13 protein-coding genes are annotated in these 20,410 nt (G+C 61.5%); 6 read left to right on the plus strand and 7 right to left on the minus strand.

Going from position 1 to position 20,410, the window contains the following annotated elements; genetic code table 11:
- Positions 1-51: 51 nt before the first annotated feature.
- Both ccoG and mapR read left to right on the plus strand, forming a co-directional pair.
- The gene (gene ccoG, locus HFK74_RS00050) at positions 52-1,482 is read left to right on the plus strand and encodes a cytochrome c oxidase accessory protein CcoG (protein ID WP_180201834.1); all 1,431 of its coding nucleotides are present in this window, start codon (positions 52-54) and stop codon (positions 1,480-1,482) included.
- Positions 1,483-1,601: 119 nt separating this feature from the next.
- Positions 1,602-3,011: a GntR family transcriptional regulator MpaR gene (gene mapR / locus HFK74_RS00055; protein ID WP_180201835.1), complete on the plus strand. Its 1,410-nt coding sequence runs from the start codon at positions 1,602-1,604 to the stop codon at positions 3,009-3,011.
- Positions 3,012-3,133: 122 nt separating this feature from the next.
- Here mapR and HFK74_RS00060 read toward each other — a convergent pair whose 3' ends face one another.
- The 7 genes from HFK74_RS00060 to tpx form a co-directional block, all read right to left on the minus strand.
- Positions 3,134-3,880, minus strand: a complete 747-nt coding sequence (locus tag HFK74_RS00060) for an SDR family oxidoreductase (RefSeq protein WP_180201836.1) — start codon at positions 3,878-3,880, stop codon at positions 3,134-3,136.
- A 92-nt stretch (positions 3,881-3,972) separates the two neighbouring features.
- Positions 3,973-6,054, minus strand: a complete 2,082-nt coding sequence (locus tag HFK74_RS00065; RefSeq protein ID WP_180201837.1) for a bifunctional diguanylate cyclase/phosphodiesterase — start codon at positions 6,052-6,054, stop codon at positions 3,973-3,975.
- A 290-nt stretch (positions 6,055-6,344) separates the two neighbouring features.
- Entirely contained in the window at positions 6,345-7,826 is a 1,482-nt protein-coding gene (locus tag HFK74_RS00070) for an efflux transporter outer membrane subunit (RefSeq protein ID WP_180201838.1), read from the minus strand.
- On the minus strand, positions 7,823-10,930 hold the full coding sequence (locus HFK74_RS00075; RefSeq protein ID WP_180201839.1) for an efflux RND transporter permease subunit: 3,108 nt from the start codon (positions 10,928-10,930) through the stop codon (positions 7,823-7,825). Before HFK74_RS00075 ends, HFK74_RS00070 begins: the two co-directional genes overlap by 4 nt.
- A 142-nt stretch (positions 10,931-11,072) precedes the next feature.
- The gene (locus tag HFK74_RS00080) at positions 11,073-14,168 is read right to left on the minus strand and encodes an MdtB/MuxB family multidrug efflux RND transporter permease subunit (RefSeq protein ID WP_180201840.1); all 3,096 of its coding nucleotides are present in this window, start codon (positions 14,166-14,168) and stop codon (positions 11,073-11,075) included.
- Entirely contained in the window at positions 14,165-15,475 is a 1,311-nt protein-coding gene (locus HFK74_RS00085) for an MdtA/MuxA family multidrug efflux RND transporter periplasmic adaptor subunit (RefSeq protein ID WP_180201841.1), read from the minus strand. Before HFK74_RS00085 ends, HFK74_RS00080 begins: the two co-directional genes overlap by 4 nt.
- Positions 15,476-15,653: 178 nt before the next feature.
- Positions 15,654-16,154 carry a thiol peroxidase gene (tpx, locus tag HFK74_RS00090; protein ID WP_020800095.1) on the minus strand — a complete coding sequence of 167 codons (501 nt, stop codon included), beginning with the start codon at positions 16,152-16,154 and terminating at the stop codon, positions 15,654-15,656.
- 231 nt (positions 16,155-16,385) lie between these two features.
- Here tpx and HFK74_RS00095 point away from each other — a divergent pair, with 231 nt between their 5' ends.
- From HFK74_RS00095 to HFK74_RS00110, 4 genes are all read left to right on the plus strand, one after another.
- Entirely contained in the window at positions 16,386-16,808 is a 423-nt protein-coding gene (locus HFK74_RS00095) for a YciI family protein (protein ID WP_180201842.1), read from the plus strand.
- Between the two features lie 359 nt (positions 16,809-17,167).
- Positions 17,168-17,959, plus strand: a complete 792-nt coding sequence (locus tag HFK74_RS00100; RefSeq protein WP_180201843.1) for a hypothetical protein — start codon at positions 17,168-17,170, stop codon at positions 17,957-17,959.
- Positions 17,960-17,968: 9 nt separating this feature from the next.
- Complete coding sequence (locus tag HFK74_RS00105) at positions 17,969-19,420, plus strand: DUF1254 domain-containing protein (protein ID WP_180201844.1); 1,452 nt, start codon at positions 17,969-17,971, stop codon at positions 19,418-19,420.
- 42 nt (positions 19,421-19,462) lie between these two features.
- The gene (locus HFK74_RS00110; RefSeq protein ID WP_180201845.1) at positions 19,463-20,410 is read left to right on the plus strand and encodes a transporter; all 948 of its coding nucleotides are present in this window, start codon (positions 19,463-19,465) and stop codon (positions 20,408-20,410) included.

The raw sequence follows: 20,410 nt of genomic DNA on the forward strand, positions 1-20,410 counted from the left end.
GATCGCCGCTCATAGTGCTCCTGCCTGATGGAGGCTGATGAGCGAAAGACCATGAGCGATAGAATCCCCGTCCGAACCCTGGAAAGCGCCCCCGTCGTCAAGACTTTCGAGCCTTCGCGTCCAAAGATGAAGGCCAAGTCCAGCGACAACCTGATCCACACCCGTAGCTTCACCGGCCTGTTCCGTTCCCTGCGCATCAGCGGCGCGGGTTTTCTGTTCCTGTTGTTCTTTGGCACCGTGTGGTTGAACTGGGGTGGTCGCCAGGCGGTGCTTTGGGATCTTTCCGAGAGCAAATTCCACATTTTTGGCGCGACGTTCTGGCCGCAGGATTTCATCCTGCTCTCGGCGCTGCTGATCATCGCCGCGTTCGGCCTGTTCGCGATCACCGTGTTCGCCGGCCGGGTCTGGTGCGGCTACACCTGCCCGCAGAGCTCTTGGACCTGGATCTTCATGTGGTGCGAGAAGATCACCGAAGGCGAACGAAACCAGCGGATCAAACTGCAAGCGGCGCCCTGGGGGCTGAACAAACTGCTGCGCCGTTCGGCCAAACACACTTTATGGCTGGCCATCAGCCTGCTGACCGGCCTGACCTTCGTCGGCTATTTCACGCCAATCCGCCCACTGGCAGAAGCGCTGCTGACCTGGCAAATGGGCGGTGTCAGCCTGTTCTGGGTGCTGTTCTTCACCGGTGCCACCTACATCAATGCGGGCTGGTTGCGTGAAGCGGTGTGCATGCACATGTGCCCCTATGCGCGATTCCAGAGCGTGATGTTCGACAAGGACACCCTGACCATTTCCTACGACGTGGCCCGTGGCGAGCACCGAGGCCCGCGCAAACGCGAGGTCAAGCCCGCCGAGGTCGGCCTGGGTGACTGCATCGATTGCCAGCTCTGCGTGCAGGTCTGCCCAACCGGCATCGACATTCGCGACGGCTTGCAGATGGAATGCATCGGTTGCGCGGCGTGTATCGACGCCTGTGATTCGATCATGGACAAGATGGGCTACGAGCGCGGGCTGATCAGCTATACCTCGGAGCACCAGTTGCAAGGCGGCAAGACCCACCTGTTGCGGCCACGACTGATCGGTTACACCGCCGTGCTGCTGGTGATGATCGCTGCGCTGGTGGTCGCGTTGATGGAGCGGCCGATGGTGTCGCTGGACGTGAGCAAGGACCGCGGTCTGTTCCGCGAGAACAATCTGGGGCAGATCGAAAACATCTACAGCCTCAAGGTCATCAACAAGACCCAGCAACGCCAGGACTACCGCCTGACGCTGGTGGATGTCGATGGGTTCCAGCTGCAGGGCAAGACCGAACTGAGCCTGGCGCCGGGGGAGATTGTCGATGTGCCGGTATCGGTGGCGATGACCACGGAGCGGCCTGCCAGCAGCTCGCAGAGCATCAGTTTCAAGATCGTCGACAGCGATGAGCCGGGCATCTTCAGCGTGGCCAAGAGCCGGTTTGTTGCACCAATGAATCGTTGAGCCTCTAGAATGCCTTCGCTGGCAAGCCAGCTCCTACAGGTAGGCGTGATTCTGTGGGAGCTGGCTTGCCAGCGATGAAATCTCCACCGATTTCCCAGACTGACTGCACCGGGACTTAGATGAAACGCTACGAAAAATTCGCCGATGACATCGCTGAACTGATCCGCACCGGCGTCCTCGGGCCCGGCCAGCGCGTGCCGTCGGTGCGCTACGCCAGCCAGACCCATGGAGTCAGCCCGTCAACGGTGTTCCAGGCCTATTACCTGCTCGAGCGTCGCGGCCTGATTCGCGCCCGACCGCGCTCCGGCTACTTCGTCAACGCCCATGCACCCCGGCCGTTTTCCGAGCCGGTGATCAGTAGCCAGGTCAATGAATCCACCGAAGTCGACGTCAGCGAACTGGTGTTCTCGGTCCTCGAATCGATCAAGGACCCGAACACCGTCGCCTTCGGCTCGGCATTCCCCAGCCCGACCCTGTTTCCGCTGCAACGCCTGTCGCGCTCCCTGGCCAGCGCTGCCCGGGACATGGACCCGCGCATGGTGGTCACCGACATGTCGCCGGGCAACCCGCAACTGCGCCGGCAAATTGCCCTGCGCTACATGGTCGGCGGCTTGATGCTGCCCATGGAAGAGCTGCTGATCACCAACGGTGCGCTGGAAGCGCTGAACCTGTGCCTGCAAGCCGTGACTCAACCCGGCGACCTCGTGGCCATCGAGGCCCCGGCGTTCTACGCCTGCCTGCAAGTGCTGGAACGCTTGAAACTCAAAGCCGTGGAAATCCCCGTGCATCCGCGCGACGGCATTGACCTCGGCGTGCTCGCGCAAACCCTGGAACGCCACCCGATCAAGGCCTGCTGGTGCATGACCAGTTTCCAGAATCCCATGGGCGCGACCATGCCCGAGGCGAAAAAACGCGAACTGGTGGAGTTGCTGCGCGTCCATCAAGTGCCGTTGATCGAAGATGACGTCTACGCCGAACTCTATTACGGCCAACAGGCGCCGAAACCGGCGAAAGCGTTCGATACCGAAGGGTTGGTGATGCACTGTGGTTCTTTCGCCAAGAGCCTGGCCCCGGGTTACCGCATTGGCTGGGTCGCCGCCGGGCGCTATGCGCAGAAGATCGAGCGACTCAAACTCATGACCTCCCTTTGCGCATCGATGCCGGCCCAGGCAGCCATTGCCGACTACCTGCAGCACGGCGGTTACGATCGGCATTTGCGCAGGTTGCGTTACGCCCTGGAGGAACAGCAAAGCGCCATGCTGTCGGCGATTGCCCGCTATTTCCCGGCGCAGACCCGCGTCAGCCAACCGGCTGGCGGCTACTTCCTCTGGCTGGAATTACCCGAACAGATGGATTCGTTGAAGTTGTTCCAGATGGCGTTGGCACAAGGCATCAGCATCGCCCCGGGGCCGATTTTTTCGCCGACGCAGCGTTTCAGGAATTGTATTCGGCTGAATTATGGAAGCCCGTGGGATGAGGCTTCGGAGAAGGCGATGGAGACGTTGGGGCGAATTGTGCGGTCGTTCTGAGGTTTTTTATTGCTTGAAAGATCGCCTTCGCGAGCAGGCTCGCTCCCACAGGGTTATGCGGTCACCTGTGGGAGCGAGCCTGCTCGCGAAGGGGTCAGATTCAGCGATGAAAATCTGAAGCGCTAACGCCCGCCGCCTAGATCGACAAAGGTCCCCGTCGCATAAGACGCCTTGTCCGACAACAACCACACAATCGCCTCCGCCACCTCATCCGGCCGCCCGCCCCGGGCCATCGGAATCGCCGATTCGAGCTTGCTGACTCGATCCGGATCGCCGCTCAGGGCGTGGAAATCGGTGTAGATGTAGCCCGGACGCACGGCGTTCACCCGGATCCCCTCACCCGCCACTTCCTTGGACAGGCCGATGGTGAAGGTGTCGAGCGCCCCCTTGGAGGCTGCGTAATCGACGTACTCGTTAGGCGAGCCCAAACGCGCGGCGACCGAGGAGACGTTGACTATGCTGCCGCCCTGCCCGCCGTGCCTGGGCGACATGCGCAAGATGGCGTGCTTGGCGCAGAGGACTGGCGCCAACACGTTGGTCTTGAGAATCTTGAGGATGCGAAATTCAGACATTTCTTCGACCCGGGATTTTTGCCCCACGGTGCCGGCGTTGTTCACCAGCGCCGTGACCCGACCCAGCTCGCTGTCCACCCGGTTGAACAAGGCGATGACTTCGTCTTCGATACTGACGTCGGCGCGCACGGCGATGGCTTGGGCGCCCAAGGCGCGGACCTGGTCCAGCACCGTTTGCGCCGCCTGCTCATCGGACTGGTAGTTGATGCAGATCCGATAGCCTTGTTTGGCGGCCAACAGCGCAGTAGCGGCACCGATACCGCGACTTCCGCCGGTGATGACGATGACTTTGTCCATGCAAACTTCCCCCCTTTCAAGCCTATGCAGTCGGGGGGAAGAATAACCGCCATTTACGGATTTTGCATGGCACCCTCATCGGTCCCGCCAGATCAGGCCAGTTCCAATTGCTCGCTGCGGTGGATTTCCTTCATGAAGCGTTCGGCCGGCAGCGGGTGCCCCAGCAGGTAGCCTTGCAGCGAATCGCAACCGAGTTGGGTCAGGAAGTCCTGCTGCGAGCCCGTTTCCACGCCTTCGGCGACGATCCGCAAGCCCAGTGCCTGGCCGAGGGCAACAATGGCTGAAACGATGGCAGCGTCGTCGCTGTCACGCTCCAGGTCGCGGACGAAACCGCGGTCGATTTTCAACTCGTTGGCCGGCAGGCGCTTGAGGTACATCAAGCTCGAGTAGCCGGTACCAAAGTCGTCGATGGACAGGTCAACACCCATGTCCGACAGCTCCTGCAGCACCGTCATGCTGGCATCGGCATCGCTCATGGCGGTGGTCTCGGTGATTTCCAGGGTCAGGCTGTTGGCCGGCAAATGGTGGGTGGCCAATGCCTTGGCGACGCTCTGCACCAGGCCCACGTGGCAGAACTGCAAGGCCGAGAGGTTAACCGCGATGCGCCAGTCGGTGTAGCCGAGCACATACCATTCGCGCATCTGGCGGCAGGCTTCGTTGAGAACCCATTCGCCGATGGGAATGATCAGCCCGGTCTTCTCCGCCAGTTCAATGAACTTGTCCGGCAACAGCATGCCTTGGGTCGGATGCTCCCAGCGCAACAACGCTTCGGCCCCCACCGGTCGGCCGTTGTGGGCATCGAATTTGGGCTGGTAGTGCAGGCTGAACTCGTTCTGGTCCACGGCATTGCGCAGGTCCTGCAGCAATTGCAGCTGCTTGCGCGCATTGCTGTTCATCGAGGCATCGAAAAAGCTGTAGCCGTTCTTGCCCGTGCCCTTGGCGTGATACATCGCCGCATCGGCGTTCATCAACAATTCGTGAGCGGTCTGGCCATTGCCCGGATACAGGGCGATGCCGACGCTGGCGGAGATCTGCAGATCATGCTCGGCCACCCGGAATGATCGGGCGATCAGGCTCACCTGGCGGGCTGCGAGGTTCATCGCGTCGTCCGCCTCGCTCAATTGCACCAGCAGCACGAACTCATCGCCACCGATGCGCGCCAGGGTGTCCTGGCCGCGCAGGTCTTCACGCAGGCGCAGGCTGACCTCGCGCAGCAACTGGTCACCCATATGGTGGCCGAAGGCGTCATTGACCGGCTTGAAGCCATCAAGATCGATGAACATCAACGCAAGGCAACCGCCTTCGTTGTCGACCCTGGAGATGCCCTGATCGATGCGGTCGGCCAGCAACACCCGATTCGGCAGGCCGGTCAGGGTGTCGTGCAAGGCCAGTTGGGTCAGTTCGCGGTTGGCTTCGGTCAGCGACTGGGCAAGGCTGGCGGTTCGGGCTTCCAGGCGTGCGTCGAGGATCGAGGTCAGCAAGGCGATGCTCAATACCGCCAGGGTGGTGATCAGCACCAGGTTGTCGAGGCCGTTACCGCTCAGGCCATTGCCCGCGGCGCCGCAAAAACTGCCTTCGGGGAACTGCGCGGCGGCCATTCCGGTGTAGTGCATGCCGACGATGGCAATGCCCATGATCACCGCCGCGCCACCGCGGATCAGGCGTACATAAGGCGTGTGCTGGCGCAGGCGGAACGCAATCCACAGTGCAGCGCCGGAGGCACCGACCGCGATCAGCAACGAGGCGCTGAACAGCGTCGGGTCATAGTCGATTCCCGGCTGCATGCGCATGGCCGCCATGCCGGTGTAATGCATGGCACTGATGCCGGCGCCCATGACCAGCGCACCGAACGCCAGCTGCCAGGCCGGTAACTGTGCCTGGCTGACCAGCCACAGGGCGAAGCCGCATGACAGGATGCCGATCAACAGCGACAGCAAGGTGATGGAGAGGTCGTACCCCAGGTCGATGGGCAGCTTGAAGGCGAGCATGCCGATGAAATGCATCGACCATACGCCGATACCCATGGCAAACGCGCCGCCCGCCGTCCAGCAATGCACGGCCCGGCCCTTGGCCGTGGCTATGCGTCCGGTCAGGTCCAGTGCAGTGTATGACGCGAGAATTGCCACACAGAGCGAAATGATGACCAGCGTTGGGGAATAACTACCGATGAGCATGGAAGTGTCTCGCAATCACCCCCGTACTGCTTCCATTCTCGGAGGTGTAAATCCGGCCGATTGTACTGATTCCAAATGAGAACGCACTCACAAAATGAGCAAAATGCCAGTAAGGCGATGAAACGCTTGTTTTAAGGTTTTACATTAACTCTATCGAAGCGAATCTGAACCTGTTGATACCGGTCCTGTAGGAGCTGGCTTGCCAGCGAAAGCGGTGGGTCAGCCAACAAATTCGTTTGCTGGAAGATTGCCTTCGCTGGCAAGCCAGCTCCTACAGTGGATGTCGGTGGTCAGGGGTTATCAGTCACCTGAAGCTGCCCGTCCCAGCCGCCACCCAGCGCCGCAATCAACTGCACACTGGCGATCAGGCGGCTCTGCAATAGGTCCAGGGTACTGCGTTCGTTGTTCAATGCCGCCGCCTGGACCACCACCACATCGAGGTAGGCGATCACCCCCGCCTTGTACTGGTTCTCCGTCAGGCGCAACGACTCACGGGCCGCGTCCAACGCCTGTTGGCGCACCACGGCTTCGTCCTGCAGCACCTTGAGCTGGACCAGGAAGTTCTCCACCTCCCGGAAACCGTCGAGTACGGTCTGGCGGTATTTGGCCACGGTTTCGTCGTAGGCCGCTTCGCTGCGGTCCACTTCCGCCGAACGCTGGCCGCCGTCGAACAGGGTCATGCCCAGTTGCGGGCCGACCGACCAGAACCGGTTCGGCAGGCTGAACAAGTCTTTCGACGTGCTGCTGCTGTAGCCACCGTTCAGGCTCAGGGTCAGGTCCGGGTAATAAGCGGCCTTGGCCACGCCGATGTTGGCGTTGGCGGCGATGACCGAGCGTTCTGCCGAGGCAATGTCAGGGCGGCGTTCCAGCAGTTGCGAAGGCAGGCTCAGTGGCACCTCGGGCAAGGCCGGGATGCTCTGGGTTTCCGCCAGGCTGAACTCGGCCGGCGGCAAGCCGATCAGCACGGCGATGGCGTTTTCCAGCTGGGCACGCTGCCAGATCAGATCGACCATGTCCGCCTCGGTGCCCTTGAGTTGCGTCTGGGCCTGGGCCACCGCGTCCTTGCCGGAAACCCCGGCGCGGTACTGGTTTTCGGTCATTTTCAGCGAACGCTGGTAGGCCGCGACGGTCGCTTCCAGCAAGCGTTTCTGCTCGTCCATCACCCGCAGTTGCAGGTAGTTCTGCACCAGTTCCGACTGCTGGCTCAGGCGCATCGCCGCCAGGTCGGCAAAACTCGCCTGGGCGTTGGCGGTGTCGGCTTCCAGGCCGCGGCGCAATTTGCCCCAGACATCGACCTCCCAACTGACCCCGGCCTGGGCGGTGTAGGTGTCGCGAATACCGCTGGACGAACTGGTCAGGCTGGAACTGCTGCTGCCGGTGCCCTGGCTGGAGCGATTTTTCCCCAGGGTCAGGTCCACCGTCGGAAAAAACGCGCCCCGGGCACTGCGCACCAAGGCCTGGGCCTGGCGGTACTGCGCCTCGGACTGGGCCACGGTCTGGTTGGCGCTGTTGAGTTGCTCGATCAAGCCATTGAGTTGCCGGTCGCCGTACAGCTCCCACCACGCACCGCGGGCCAGGGAATCGCTCGGATTGGCCTGGGTCCAGCCGGCCGCTTCCTTGTACTGCGCAGGGTCTGCGGTTTGCGGGCGCTGGTAATCCGGCCCGATGGCGCAGGCACTGAGCATCGCCACGCACAGCGACAGGCTCAGCAACCGCGAGCCTCGGGCGGTGACCAGCGGTGTAGCCAGGTTGAACAGCGAACGGTCAGTCATAGCGGAGTTTCCAGAGCAGCATCGGTACGTACCCCACGCCAGTGATTGAAGCGATGGCGCAGTTTGTCGAGATAGAGGTAGACCACCGGGGTGGTGTAAAGGGTCAGCACCTGGCTGAAAATCAGCCCGCCGATGATGGTCAGGCCCAGCGGCTGGCGCATTTCCGCGCCTTCAGCACGGCTCAGCAACAGCGGCAAGGCGCCGAGGATTGCGGCCAGGGTGGTCATCAGGATCGGCCGCAAACGTTGCAGGCAGGCGTTGCGAATCGATTCCAGCGGCGCCATGCCCTGATGGCGTTCGAGCTGCAACGCCAGGTCAATCATCAGGATGGCGTTTTTCTTCACCACACCGATCAGCAGGAACAGGCCGAGCAACGAGATCAGGCTGAACTCACCGCCCAGGGCATAGATCGACAGCAGCGCGCCGACCCCCGCCGAAGGCAAGGTCGAGAGAATGGTCAGCGGATGAATGTAGCTCTCATACAGCACGCCCAGCACCAGGTACACCGCCACCAGCGCGCCAAGGATCATCCACGGCTGGCTTTTCTGGGTCGCGGCGAAGGCATCGGCGGTGCCGGCCATTTTCGCGATGACGTCTTCCGGCAGGCCCACGGAGGCAATCGCCCGCTCGATGGCGGCACTGCCCTGCTCCACGGTCACGCCTTCGGCCATGTCGAAGGCAATGCTTTCCGAGGCGAACTGGCCTTCATGGCTGACCCGATCGTCTGCCAGGCTGTTCTCGTAATGGGCGATGGTCGACAGCGGAATCCGCGCTCCCTCCGCGGTGATCACCTGCACCTGTTTGAGCGTGATCGGGTCCTGGGCGTATTTGGGATTGACCTCCATCACCACCTGATACTGGTTGAGGCTGTCGTAGATGGTCGAAATCTGCCGCTGGGCGTAGGCGTTGTTGAGCACCGCCGTGACCATGTCCATGTCCACGCCCAGCCGTTTGGCCTGGTCGCGGTCGACGATCAGCGTCACCTGCTGGGCGCCCCGGCCTTCGCGGGCATCGATCGCGGTCAGTTCCGGCAGCGCCTTGAGCGCGGTCACCACTTTCGGATACCACTCGCGCAGCGCGCCCAGGTCACCGCTTTGCAGGATGTAGGAATACTGCGACGAGGTCTGTTCGCGGCCACCGCCAAACTGCAGGTCCTGGTCGGCCATCAGCATCAGCTGCGCGCCAGCGACCTTGGGCATTTCCTTGCGCAGGCGTTCGATGACCTTTTGCGCTGAAAGGTTGCGCTCCTTGATCGGTTTGAGGCGCACCAGCATGAACGCGTTGTTGGTGCCGTTGCTGCCACCGATGAAACCGGCGACGCTTTCCACCGCGTCGTCCTTGAGCACCGCGCGGCGGAAGGTCTCCATTTTCGGTTGCATCACGCTGAACGACAAACCGTCATCGCCACGCACGAAACCGATCAGCTGCCCAGTGTCTTGCTGAGGAAGAAATATTTTAGGAACAACGACATACAGCGCAATGTTCACACCAATTGTCACGAAAAGACTGAGCAGCGTCAGGCGCCGGTGGCGCAGCACCCAATCGAGGCTGGTGGCGTATTTGCCGACCATCCATTCGTTGGCCCGCTGACTCCAGCGTTGCAGGCGGTTTTCCTGGCCTGGCGTGTGCGGCTTGAGCCAGCGGGCACAGAGCATCGGCGTCAAGGTCAGCGAGACCACCAGTGACACCACGATGGCCGCCGCCAGGGTGATGGAGAACTCGCGGAACAGGCTCTCGATGATCCCGCCCATGAACAGGATCGACAGGAACACCGCCACCAGCGACGCGTTCATCGACAGCAAGGTGAAGCCGACTTCCTGGGCGCCGAGGTATGCCGCCTTCATCGGCCGCACACCCGCGTCGATGTGCCGGGAGATGTTCTCCAGCACCACGATGGCATCGTCCACCACCAGCCCGGTGGCCAGGATCAAGGCCATCAGCGACAGGTTGTTCAGCGAGAAACCATACAGATACATCACGGCAAAGGTGCCGACCAGCGACACCGGCACCGCCAACGTCGGGATCAGCGACGCACGGAAGTTACCGAGGAACAGGAAAACCACCAGGATCACCAGCGCCACGGCGATCAGCAAGGTCATTTCCGCTTCGTGCAGCGTGGCCTTGATCACCGGCGAGCGGTCCATGGCCAGGTTCAGCTTGACGCTGGCCGGCAGCACGGCCTGCAACGCCGGCAACTGGGCCTTGATCTCGTTGACCGTCTCGATGATGTTGGCGCCGGCCTGGCGGTTGATCACCAGCAGTACCGCCGAATCGTTGTTGAAGAAACCGCTGTTGTAGCGGTCCTCGACGCCGTCACTGACCTTGGCCACATCCTTCAGGCGCAGGGCTGCGCCGTCCGCGTAGTGAATGATCAGCGACTCGTAGTCCTTGGCTTTTTCCAGTTGATCGTTGGCCTGTACCTGCCACAGGCGCTGATCGTCTTCGACCGAGCCCTTGGGCCGGCGCACGTTGGCATTGGCAATGGTGTTGCGCACATCGTCCAAGGCCACGCCGTACTGGTTGAGCGCCTGGGGTTCGAGTTCGATGCGCACCGCCGGCAGGGAGCTACCGCCGATCTGTACTTCGCCCACGCCCTGCACCTGCGACAGGCTCTGGGACAGGATGGTCGAGGCCAGGTCGTAGAGCTGGCCTTTTTCCAGCACGTCCGAGGTCAGCGACAGCACCATGATCGGCGCCTGGGACGGGTTGACCTTCTTGTAGGTCGGCATGCTGCGCATGCCGCTGGGCAGCAGGTTGCGCGAGGCATTGATCGCCGCCTGCACTTCCCGCGCCGCGCCGTTGATGTCACGGTCCAGGTCGAATTGCAGAATGACCCGGGTCGAACCCTGGCTGGAGCGGCTGCTCATGGTGTTGACCCCGGCGATGGCGCCGAAGGAACGCTCAAGCGGCGTGGCCACCGTCGAGGCCATGACCTCGGGGCTGGCGCCGGGCAGGCTGGCCTGCACCACGATCACCGGGAAATCCATTTGCGGCAGCGGTGACACCGGCAACAGGCCGAAACTGACCCCGCCGAGCAACATGATCGCCAGGCTCAGCAGCATGGTCGCGACCGGGCGCTTGATGAAAGGTCCCGACAGGTTCATTGCCCCACCCCTGTGGGAGCGAGCCTGCTCGCGAAGGGGCCTGCACATTCAACATCGATGCTCACCGACCCACCGCTTTCGCGAGCAGGCTCGCTCCCACAAGGGGAGTGGCTGGCAGGGACGGAATTTCCCTCGCGAGCATTCATACCGCCGCCTCTTGTGTGTCGGACTTGCCAAAGCGCCGACCGAGACGGTCGAAGTACAGGTAGATCACCGGCGTGGTAAACAGCGTCAGCACTTGGCTCAACAGCAGGCCACCAACCATCACCAGACCCAGCGGTTGGCGCAATTCTGCGCCGGAACCGGTGGCCAGCATCAACGGCACCGCGCCGAACAAGGCCGCCAGGGTGGTCATCAGGATCGGCCGGAAACGCAGCAGTGCCGCCTGATAGATCGCCGTTTCCGGGTCCACGCCTTGATTGCGTTCGGCGTCGAGGGCGAAGTCGATCATCATGATCGCGTTCTTCTTCACGATGCCGATCAGCAGGATGATGCCGATGATTGCGATCATCCCCAGGTCATTGCCACTGAGGATCAACGCCAGCAAGGCGCCGACCGCCGCCGAGGGCAAGGTCGACAGAATGGTGATCGGGTGGATGTAGCTCTCGTAGAGCACGCCCAGCACGATGTACATGGTCACCACCGCCGCCAGGATCAGCAGCAAGGTGCTCGACAGCGACGCCTGGAACGCTTCGGCCGCGCCCTGGAATTGGGTCTGCACGCCGATCGGCATGCCGATGTCCTGCTGCACCTGCTCGATGATCTCTACCGCATGCCCCAGCGCCACGCCGGGCGCCAGGTTGAACGACATCATCACCGCCGGGAACTGGCCGATGTGGGTGATCGCCAGTTGCGCCTGGCGCTCTTCGATATGCGCAAGGCTGGACAGGCGCACTTGCCCGCCATCGGTGGTCTTGACGTGGATCTGGTCCAGCGCCTGGGGGCCGATTTTCTCGCCGGACTGCGATTGCAGCACCACGCGGTACTGGCTGGCCTGGGTGTAGATGGTGGAAATCTGCCGCTGGCCGAAGGCGTCGTACAGCGCGTCGGTGATGTTCGACACCGACACCCCGACCCGCGACGCTGCGTCACGATCGATCACCAGATAGACCTGCAAGCCTTTGTCCTGCAGGTCGCTGGCGACATCGGTCAGTTCCGGCCGTTGGGCCAGCGCTTCGACCAGGCGCCCGCTCCACAGGCTGAGCAGCTCGGAATCCGGCGACGACATGCTGAACTGGTACTGCGTACGGCTGACACGATCCTCGATGGTCAGGTCCTGCACTGGCTGCATGAACAGGCGAATACCGATCAGTTTGTCCAGTTCCGGCTGCAAGCGCGCGATCACTTGCGTCGCGCTCAGGTCCCGGTCGTTGTGGGCTTTGAGGTTGATCAGCAAGCGGCCGCTGTTGAGCGTCGAGTTGTCACCGTCGACGCCGATGTAGGACGACAGGCTCTCGACCGCCGGATCCGCCAGGATCACCTTGGCCAATTCCTGCTGGCGCTCGCTCATCGCCGCGAAGGAAATCGATTGCGGTGCCTCGGAAATGCCCTGGATCACCCCGGTGTCCTGCACCGGGAAGAACCCCTTGGGCACCACCATGTACAGGAACACCGTCAACGCCAGGGTACCGATCGCCACCATCAGCGTCAGCGGTTGATGCTTGAGAACCCACTTTAACTTTCGCCCATAAGCTTCGATCATCCAATCAATTGCCGCGCCGCTAGCACGATAGAAACGGCCCTGCTCTTCTTCCTTGGGTTCACGCTTGAGCAGCCGCGCGCACATCATCGGCGTCAGGGTCAGGGACACCACCAAGGAAATCAGGATCGCCACCGCCAGGGTGATGGCGAATTCGCGGAACAACCGCCCCACCACATCGGCCATGAACAGCAGCGGGATCAGCACGGCAATCAGCGACAGGGTCAGGGAGATCAGGGTGAAGCCGATCTGCTTGGCGCCCTTGAGCGCCGCGTTCAACGGGCTGTCACCCTCTTCGATGAACCGGGAAATGTTCTCCAGCATCACGATCGCATCGTCCACCACGAAGCCGGTGGCGATGGTCAGGGCCATCAGGGTCAGGTTGTTGACCGAAAAGCCCGCCAGGTACATCACGCCGAAGGTGCCGATCAACGACAGCGGCACGGCCACCGACGGAATGATCGTGGCACTGGCCCGGCGCAGGAACAGGAAGGTAACCATCACCACCAGGGCAATGGCGATCAGCAATTCGTGCTGTACGTCGGTGACCGAGGCGCGGATGGTCTGGGTGCGGTCGGTCAGCACCGTGACGTCGAGACCGGCCGGCAGGTTGTCGGTGATGCTCGGCAGCAAGGCCTTGATCCGGTCCACCACTTCGATGACGTTGGCCCCGGGCTGACGCTGGATGTTCAGCAGCACCGCCTGGTTTTCGTTGGCCCAGGCCGCCAGGCGCTCGTTTTCGGCACCGTCGACGATCTCCGCCACGTCCTTGAGCCGCAAGGGCGCACCATTGGCGTAGGCCAGGATCAGGTTGGCGTAGTCCTTGGGCGAGGTCAGTTGATCGTTGGCATCGAGCATCGAGACCCGGGTCGGGCCGTCGAAGTTGCCCTTGGGCTGGTTGACGTTGGACGCGCCGATCAGGGTGCGCACGTCCGCCAGGTTCAGGCCATTGGCCGCCAGGGCTTCAGGGTTGACCTTGATCCGCACGGCCTGGCGCTGGCCACCGGCGATGCTGACCATGCCGACGCCGCTGATCTGGGCGATTTTCTGCGCCATGCGGGTGTCGACCAGGTCATTGAGCTTGGGCAACAGCATGGTCTTGGAGGTGATGGCTAGGGTCAGCACCGGGGTGTCGGCCGGGTTGACCTTGTTGTACACCGGCGGTGCCGGCAAATCCTTGGGCAACAGGTTGGTCGCGGCATTGATCGCCGCCTGTACCTGCTGCTCGGCGACGTCCATGTTGATGTCGAGGCTGAACCGCAGGGTCAGCACCGAGGCGCCGCCGGAGCTGGTGGACGCCATCTGGGTCAGGCCGGGCATCTGCCCGAACTGCCGCTCGAGCGGCGCGGTGACGGCGCTGGTCATGACGTCCGGGCTCGCGCCGGGGTACAGCGTCATGACGCGGATGGTCGGGTAATCGACCTGAGGCAAGGCCGACACCGGCAGCAAGCGATAGGCAATCACGCCGGCCAGGATAATGGCCAGCATGCTCAGGGTGGTCGCTACCGGACGAAGGATGAACAGCCGCGAGAGATTCATGCGCCGCCCTTTTTCGCCTTGTCGGTGGTCGCCGGCTCGTTGGCCGCCGATTTGCCCTGCAGGTGGCCCGCCGGGCTGGTCGGCACTTGCTGCGGGTCGTTGACCACTTCCACGTCGCTGCCGTCCTTCAAGCGGTCGGTGCCTTCGAGCACCACACGATCACCGGCGGAAAGACCTTCGGTGACCACCGTGTTATTACCGTCGCTGGCGCCGATTTTCAGTTGACGAATCTTGACCTTCTTGTCGCCGTCCAGGGCATAGACGAAGGTGCCGTTGGTGCCGAACTGGATCGCCGCTGATGGCGCAAGCACCACGCCCTTGAGGGTGTCCGCCAGCAGGCGCACATTGACAAACTGGTTGGGGAACAACGATTGATCGCGGTTCTCGTAACGCGCCTTGAATTTCAGGGTACCGGTGGTGACGTCGATCTGGTTGTCCAAGCTCTGCAGCACGCCGGTGGCTTGCAGCTTGGTATCACCGCGATCCCAGGCTTCGGCCGGCAGCTTGGCGCCGCTGCGATAGCGTGCCAGCACCACATCAAGGCTGTTTTCCGGCAAGGTGAAGGCGACGCTGATCGGTTGGGTCTGGGTGATGATCGCCAGCGCCGTGGTGTCGTTGGCTGCCACCAGGTTGCCGACGTCCAACTGACGCAGGCCGACGCGTCCGGCAATGGGGGCGCGGATCTTGGTGAATTCAAGATTGAGCTTGGCGTCGTTGACCGCCGCCTGGTTGGTCTTGACCGTGCCCTGGAACTGACCGACCAGCGCTACGGCGGTGTCGAGGGTCTGCTTGGCGATGCTGTCCTCGCGGTACAGGCCGGTATAACGATCGACATCCACCTGGGCATTCTTCAACTGCGCCTGGTTCTGCAGCAGGGTGCCTTCGGCCTGGAGCAAGGCGTTCTGGTACGGGCGCGGGTCAATTTCGGCCAGCAGATCGCCAGCCTTGACCATCTGCCCTTCCTCGAAATAGATCTTCATCAGTTCGCCGCCGACGCGGCTGCGCACGTTGATGGTGTTGAGCGCCGTCACCGTACCCAGCGCCTTGTAATACAACGGGAAATCCCCGGTGACTGCTGGCGCAACGCGCACCGGCACCGGCCCCGCCGCCCCGCCGAACCCTGGCCGCATCCCGCCGGACCTGCCGGTATGCCCGGCCACGGCTTTCGGCTGCGCGCCCTCTTTCGGCGCAGCGCTGCCGGGCCAGAATTTCCAGCACAGGGCAGCGATGACCAACAGGACAAGCAGGCCAAACAGCCAGCGACGGGGACTACGGGAAGCAGAGGATTGCATTGAGTGATCAACCATTGGGCGCGTGGGCTTGTTTTACATGAGGCTGAACGATAAGCACTGGCGGGTCTTAAGCAAAGCGCCTTTACCGGCAATTTACCTTCGGCTTACGTAACAGGAGATTTATCCAAGACACTGAAACACAAATGAAAACGGCCTGGACAGGGCCAGGCCGTTAACAATTGTAAAGCTTTACTTATTTCAGAACGGCAAGGGCCGCTTCGTAGTTCGGCTCGTCAGCGATTTCCTTGACCAGCTCGCTGTGCAGCACGTTGTCGTTCTCGTCCAGAACCACCACCGCACGGGCGGTCAGGCCCTTGAGCGGACCGTCGGCGATGGCAACGCCGTAGTTCTCGATGAACTCGGCACCGCGCAGGGTCGAAAGGTTCTGCACGTTTTCCAGGCCTTCGGCGCCGCAGAAGCGGGCTTGGGCGAACGGCAGGTCAGCGGAGATGCACAGCACCACGGTGTTGTCGACGCTGCTCGCCTTGGCGTTGAACTGGCGCACGGAGGTGGCGCAGGTCGGCGTATCGATGCTTGGGAAGATGTTCAGCACTTTGCGCTTGCCGGCAAAGTCTTTCAGGGTAACGTCGGACAGATTGCCGGCAACCAGGGAAAAGGCTGGCGCCTTGGAACCGGCTTGAGGCAGTTGGCCGTTGACTTGAACCGGATTGCCTTTAAGAGTGACTTGAGCCATGAACGGAGTCCTTCTGAACGTTGTGGTGGAGAATTTTGAAGAGGCAGAAGTTAACCACGAAATGCGCCGGTGACCTATGGGGTGGATACAAATTGTCATGTGTCGGTGCACAAAACCGGAACGGGTGCCTGCGTATACCGAACTCCAGAAATTTGTTGACCCACCGCTGTCGATTCAACCGCAGATCATTCGACTATAAGTGAAGCATCCACATCCAGCGGAGACCACACCATGCGTTTCATGATCATCATCAAGGCGAGCAAAGACTCCGAAGCCGGCATCATGCCCAGCACCGAACTGCTGACCGCCATGGGCAACTACAACGAAGAGCTGGCCAAGGCCGGCATCCTCCTCGCCGGCGAAGGCCTGCACCCGAGCAGTAAAGGTGCCCGAGTGCGCTTCGCAGGCGACAAGCGCACGGTGATCGATGGCCCCTTCGCCGAAACCAAGGAACTGATCGCCGGCTACTGGCTATGGCAGGTGAAGTCCAAAGAAGAAGCCATCGACTGGGTCAAGCGCTGCCCCAACCCGATGCCGGGCACCGAAGCCGAGATCGAGATTCGCCAGGTGTTCGAGCTGGAGGATTTCGGTGCGGAATTAACACCGGAGTTGCGCGCGCAGGAAGAGCGGGCGTTTGGGCTAGGGAAGAAATGAAATCCTGACTATTGATTCCTCTACATTGATAGCTGCGAATAGCGGGTGCTGGATCATCTTGATTGCCCTTAGCCACCACTACCGCCTCGCCACAAAAAAAAATGACCAGGCCCGCCATCATGTTCATATCGATGGCGAGCTCTGTTTTCCAATCCCTTGATTCGTATTAACTTTTTAGTACACAAAAACCCCAAAAAACTTGTACAAAAAACCAAAGAATTAATCCCTTGGACTGGCTAACCCTCATTTAGCTGCTAGGTTCAAAAGACGTGTCCTACAGGCTGATCAGAAAGAGACTACGTCGTAACGGCCGCCAAGTGCCGGGTTGTCCAAATGAGCCACCAAGGAATCGGGGAATCATGACAAACAAATTGGGGATGCACGCCTGTCTTCTGATGGCTTCGCTTGCGCCTGTTTTGTGCGCCCATGCGGACAACGCCGAGACCGCCAACAAAAGCAACAACCCGCTGAACTTCGCGCCAGGCATGAGCGCTCAGGACTACTACACCCCCAGGTACTACGACACCAATATCCATACCAATGACCTGCTGATACGCGGCACGCTGCCGATTGCGCCCAACGATTACATTGGCGTGCCGCAATTGATCCGCGCCACGGCGCCAATCAGTACTCACCCGGACCCGAACGGTGGCTACAGCACCGGTGAAGGTGACTTGAACCTGTTCGATATTTTCCTGGTGAAGACCGAAGGCGTGCAGTTGGGCATCGGCCCGATGCTCACCGCCCCCACGGCCGACCAGGACGAACTCGGCACGGGCAAATGGCAAGGCGGCCTGGCCGCGGTCGCTATCGACTCTTCACCCCGCGGGCTGCTGGGCGCGCTGGTGCAATACCAGAGTTCATTCGCCGGTGACAACGACCGGCCCCACGTCGAAAGCGCAACGATGCAGCCCTTCATCATCCATAACCTGGAAAAGGGCTGGTACCTGCGCTCCACAGGTATCTGGACGTTCGACCTGAAGAACGACACCCACTACATCCCACTCGGTTTGGGTGGCGGCAAAGTGTGGAAAGACGGGCCCAATATCCTAAACGCCTTCATCGAACCGCAATGGACCGTCGAGAAAAAAGGCGATGGCATGCCGCAGTTCACGCTGTTTGTCGGCCTCAACGCCACCTTCGGCAAATAAGGAATCTCTATGCACGGTGCGATTCGCGCAGCCGGTTTCAGCCTGATGACGATGTTTGTCAGTTGCGGGGTCGGTGCCCAGGAACCGGATACCCGGATCGACCAGATCGTCATGGAAGGTGAGCTTCCGGCCCATGAATCCATCGCCAAGCTCTATGCGGAACTGGATTTCCAGCAAGCCACCCAAAGTTACCTGTGGGCGTTGCCGCTGGTGTCCTACGCGCAATGGCAGGAGGAGTTTCGCGACAAACTGGGTGCCCGCAGTGGCGACCTGATGGTGCTCGACAGTTACGAAGACAAGCTCGGCGTCATCACCGCCAACGCCACCACGCCCTACATCCTGGGTTTCGTCGATCTCAATGAAACCGGCCCGCTGGTGATCGAGCTGCCCCCCGGGCCGACCGCAGGTGGTGTTGGCGATTTCTGGCAACGCGCGATCATCGACATGGGCCAGACCGGCCCGGACAAAGGCAAGGGCGGAAAATACCTGGTGTTGCCACCGGGCGCCGAGCCGCCGGCCGATGCTGGCAAGTATTACCTGGCCAAGTCGCAAACCATGAACGTGCTGGTGGGATTTCGCGTGCTCGATCCCGACCCGGCCAAGGGCAAGGCGTTGGTCGAACAATTCAGGATGTACCCCTACGCCAGGCGTGCCGAGCCAGGCCAGACCCGACTGCTCTCCCCCGGCGGCAAAGCCTGGTCCGGCACCCAGCCCAGAGGGATGGCGTACTGGGAACGCCTGCACCAGATCATTCAAAAAGAACCGGTCAACGAACGTGATCGTTTCTACATGGCCATGCTTGCCAGCCTGGGCATCGAGAAAGACAAGCCCTTCAACCCTGACGCCAATCAACGCAAGGCGCTGGAACAAGGTGCAAAGATCGGCGAGCTGATCGCCAAGGCCAATACCTTCGCCAAGCGTTTCCCCGGCGCCCAATACTGGCCGGACCGCCAGTGGGACAAGGTGTTGAACATCACCGACCCTTCCCAGCGCGTTGCCTACTACGACCAGTTGTGGGAACGCAGCGCCTGGTTCTACGAAGCGGTGACCAACACCAAAGGCATGGTGTCGAGAACCCCGGGGCTGGGCCAGACCTACCTTGGCGCCTATACCGACGGCAAGGGCAACTGGCTCGACGGCGCGAAAAACTATCGCTTGCACGTTGGCGCCAACCCGCCAGCCAAGCAATTCTGGTCGATGACCGTCTACGACATCGACAGCCGCTGCCTGATTGACAACCCGCAGCGCAAGGCCGACCTGTCGTCGCGCCAGGACCTGAAAATGAACGCCGACGGTTCGGTGGACCTGTACTTCGGGCCCACCGCACCAGAAGGTTTCGAAAACAACTGGGTGCAAACCCTGCCGGGCAAACACTGGTTCAGCTATTTCCGCCTGTATGCCCCAACCCTGCCCTATTTCGACAAGAGCTGGAAACTCGACGACATCACGGCCGTGGAATAACGCCGAGTGTCGACTTAAACAAAAAAGTAAATGGAGTCGTTGATGGTCAGGGCTTTTGTTGTACGTCCGTTGTTGGCCTTGTGCATGGTCGGTGCCAGCCCGTTGCTGCTGGCGGCTGAAGGTGGCGGCGGCCGGCCGATGACCGGCCTGCAGGTGTTTTCCAATGCCGGGATCGTGCCCCCGGAACCCGGCTGGGTGATGTCGTTGAGCAGTTTCTGGTACGACGGCGACCTCAAGGGCAATGCCCAGGTGCCCATCGTGGGCGCCTTGAGTACCGGCCTGGACCTGAAAATCTCCTACACCATGGCCAACTTCACCCACGTCTGGGATACCGGCAAGGGCAGCTGGAACTACGCCTCGGCCATCGGCGTGCCGGTGCAATACACCGACATCACCGCGAGCATCACCGGTCCGCGTGGCAGGACCCTGGGCACCGAAGATAAAGCCACGCAGTTCGCCGACATGCTGGTGACGCCCATCGCCGCCGGCTACCACTTCGACGAGGTCAACCACCTCTCGCTCTCGCTGCCGATCTACGTGCCGACCGGCGCCTACAACGACGATCGCCTGGCCAACGCCGGCCAGAACAATTACACCTTCATGCCCACCGTGGCCTTCACCCACCTCGACGGCAAGGGCGGCGAGTTCACCCTGTCCGGGGGGCTTGAGTTCTACACCGAAAACGACGCCACGGATTATCAGAACGGCGACATCTTCACCCTCGACGCACTCTGGACCCACGGTTTCGGCAACGGCTGGAACGCCGGTTTGGCGGCGGGTTACATCCAGCAGCTCACCGACGACACCGGGTCAGGCGCCGATAGCGGCTTCCGCGGGCGTTCGGTGGGTGCCGGTCCGACGTTTGGCTGGCAGGGCAAGTTCGCCGATGCCCAGGCCAATTTCAACGCGCGCTGGATCCCGGAGTTCGACACCAAGAACCGGCCCGAGGGCAATGGTTTTTCGGTCAACCTGACGTTGGCGTTTTTCTAG

The organism is Pseudomonas sp. SbOxS1 (assembly GCF_013416725.1).
Lineage (GTDB): Bacteria > Pseudomonadota > Gammaproteobacteria > Pseudomonadales > Pseudomonadaceae > Aquipseudomonas.

Excerpts from the sequence above, each read along its gene's own strand:
- HFK74_RS00110 (WP_180201845.1), top strand. The coding sequence starts at position 19,463 with ATGGTCAGGGCTTTTGTTGTACGTCCGTTGTTGGCCTTGTGCATGGTC.
- HFK74_RS00065 (WP_180201837.1), bottom strand. The coding sequence starts at position 6,054 with ATGCTCATCGGTAGTTATTCCCCAACGCTGGTCATCATTTCGCTCTGT.
- HFK74_RS00075 (WP_180201839.1), bottom strand. The coding sequence starts at position 10,930 with ATGAACCTGTCGGGACCTTTCATCAAGCGCCCGGTCGCGACCATGCTG.
- HFK74_RS00060 (WP_180201836.1), bottom strand. The coding sequence starts at position 3,880 with ATGGACAAAGTCATCGTCATCACCGGCGGAAGTCGCGGTATCGGTGCC.
- mapR (WP_180201835.1), top strand. The coding sequence starts at position 1,602 with ATGAAACGCTACGAAAAATTCGCCGATGACATCGCTGAACTGATCCGC.
- HFK74_RS00095 (WP_180201842.1), top strand. The coding sequence starts at position 16,386 with ATGCGTTTCATGATCATCATCAAGGCGAGCAAAGACTCCGAAGCCGGC.
- HFK74_RS00070 (WP_180201838.1), bottom strand. The coding sequence starts at position 7,826 with ATGACTGACCGTTCGCTGTTCAACCTGGCTACACCGCTGGTCACCGCC.
- HFK74_RS00105 (WP_180201844.1), top strand. The coding sequence starts at position 17,969 with ATGCACGGTGCGATTCGCGCAGCCGGTTTCAGCCTGATGACGATGTTT.
- ccoG (WP_180201834.1), top strand. The coding sequence starts at position 52 with ATGAGCGATAGAATCCCCGTCCGAACCCTGGAAAGCGCCCCCGTCGTC.
- HFK74_RS00085 (WP_180201841.1), bottom strand. The coding sequence starts at position 15,475 with ATGGTTGATCACTCAATGCAATCCTCTGCTTCCCGTAGTCCCCGTCGC.
- tpx (WP_020800095.1), bottom strand. The coding sequence starts at position 16,154 with ATGGCTCAAGTCACTCTTAAAGGCAATCCGGTTCAAGTCAACGGCCAA.
- HFK74_RS00100 (WP_180201843.1), top strand. The coding sequence starts at position 17,168 with ATGACAAACAAATTGGGGATGCACGCCTGTCTTCTGATGGCTTCGCTT.
- HFK74_RS00080 (WP_180201840.1), bottom strand. The coding sequence starts at position 14,168 with ATGAATCTCTCGCGGCTGTTCATCCTTCGTCCGGTAGCGACCACCCTG.